Here is a 1,965-nt window from a genome sequence, read left to right as displayed (position 1 = left end):
GCGTGGGCGCAGTCAGATCAACCAATGGAAAACCGCCGTAGATGTCTGACGGAGCCCTGGCGGCGTGCATCATCGGCGCAAAGTGGGCAATGTCACGCAACTCGAAGGGTGCGGGCGGATTCGGATTAACCTCTGCCTCGAAACCGCGGTCAATGTCTGACAGCCTAGCGGATGGATCCTCAGGCGCCATCTGCTCGGTCAGCCAAGCCAAAGCTCCCTCGCCCAACGGGACCGGGATTGGGGCAAGCTCCTGCGGCGCTTCGAGCTGTCGAGCGCCGTGATGATGACCCGGTCCTGGCCTGGCAAACGGCGGCGGAACGTCAGGCGCTGGGCCCCAAGCAGTGTCACCCAACGCGAAGGATGCGGGCGAATCCGGACGCACCGCTGCCTCTAGACCGCCGTCGGTGTCTGAGCGGGCCCTGGCAAAATGCGCTAACTCTGCTTCCACGGTCGTTGAGGTGGACCAGCCAGGTTCCTGCCCTTCAGTTTGGACTATGTCCTGCACCTGCTGAGGGGGAATCCCGGGCCACCGCGGGCTGTCTTCCACCATCAAATGCAGACCATCGTAACCTTCCGGGAAGACCAATGGCCAACTGACAGCTCCCTGCGGCGCGCTGTGCTGCGCAGCGGCGTCCCCGAGGTATATCGCGGCCGCATGCGGCGCCGTGGCGTCTTCGTACCCGCTCCCCGGCATCATCGACTGCGCTTCCCATGGCGATGCACCCAGTTGATGGATGGGGGCCGGCGTCAGCAGGCGATCGCCTGAATTGCCGATCGGGCTCAACTGCCGCTCGATGGCAACGCCTTGCAGATGGTTGTCGGTCCTCGGCCTCTTCGCTGGCCTCAACTCAGCTGTGTCATACTCATCGTTGATCGGCAGCTGGCCAGCCTGCTCCGCCTCCGGCCAAATGCCGTTGGGATCGACAGCTTGCAATGGCCAAGGAACGGCTGCGCCTGGCTGATTGACACTGTCCGCGGGCGAATGGCGAGGTGAAGCGAGCGTCTCCAGGAGCTCCGCCAAATTTTCGCCCGGCAGCTGGTCACCCAGGTCCCCGCTGTCCTGAAGCTCCGCCGAATTGTAGATCGGCTGCGAGGACATCGGTTCGTCATCCAGTAGCCGTCGAAGCTCCTCTTGGTCAACGCTTAAGAGCGGCGACCAGGCCTGATCATCCTCCGCGTGCCAAGGGCCTTCCGCGCTGGAAGCGCGCTCCGCCATGCGGTAATCAGGGATGATGAGGTCCCCCTCGCTTGGCAGATTGCTCCTGGCAAGCGCGCCCATCAGCTCGTCCGGGGATTGCCCGCGGTCTTGGCGCCAGGTCAAGGGACGAACGGACGCTCCGGGATCCGGTGCTCCGTGATGGCGCGCGGCCGGCTCGACAGATGACGACGGGCCGGGTTCGTCCATCACCCCCAAAAGCAAATCCTGATCGCGGCCTTCCGCGGGAAGCTCCTCTGGCCGACTGCCAGTTTCCGACGCCCTGTGCTGCGCAGTGGCGGCGTCGACGCGCCTTGCATCCATCAGTACCGCGTCTTCGGGATTGATGAGGGCCACGTTCTGGGGGGGAGGATTCAGCTTAGCGCGTTGTGAGATCGGCACGGCGCCCGTCGACCGGAAGGTCCGGAGATAGTCGATTGCCTGAAGGAGTGTCTTTGGATTCCGCTGTCCGGTGAACTCGAGCACCGCACTGCCATCGGTCAGCGACTGGTTGTCGAGCCGAGCACGAATGCTCGGTTTTTTTTCTGCGAAAAGCCAACGGCTAAAGCTACGAAGAGAACCTGGGTACAGCTCGGCAGCGAATTTGCTGAACCCGCCCTTGATGAGGGCCCTCTCAAGCCCCGAAATAAGGGGAGCATCCTCGGAATAAAGAGGCTGCTTCCTCTGCCCTATCACAATCCCAGTTGACTGAGCCGGCTGCGGCGCCGAGGACGACGGTCCGGGTTCGTCCATCCGGCCCAAATCCTGAT

At 63.2% G+C, this 1,965-nt stretch carries 1 pseudogene; it reads right to left on the bottom strand.

Features of this window, described 5'->3' with window-relative positions:
- Positions 1-1,957 (bottom strand): annotated as a pseudogene (locus tag XI09_RS02540) (Ulp1 family isopeptidase); the annotation flags it as partial.
- Positions 1,958-1,965: the final 8 nt, after the last annotated feature.

This window comes from Bradyrhizobium sp. CCBAU 11386 (genome assembly GCF_028128955.1).
Classification (GTDB): domain Bacteria; phylum Pseudomonadota; class Alphaproteobacteria; order Rhizobiales; family Xanthobacteraceae; genus Bradyrhizobium.
This window is presented reverse-complemented; position numbering and strand designations above follow the sequence as displayed.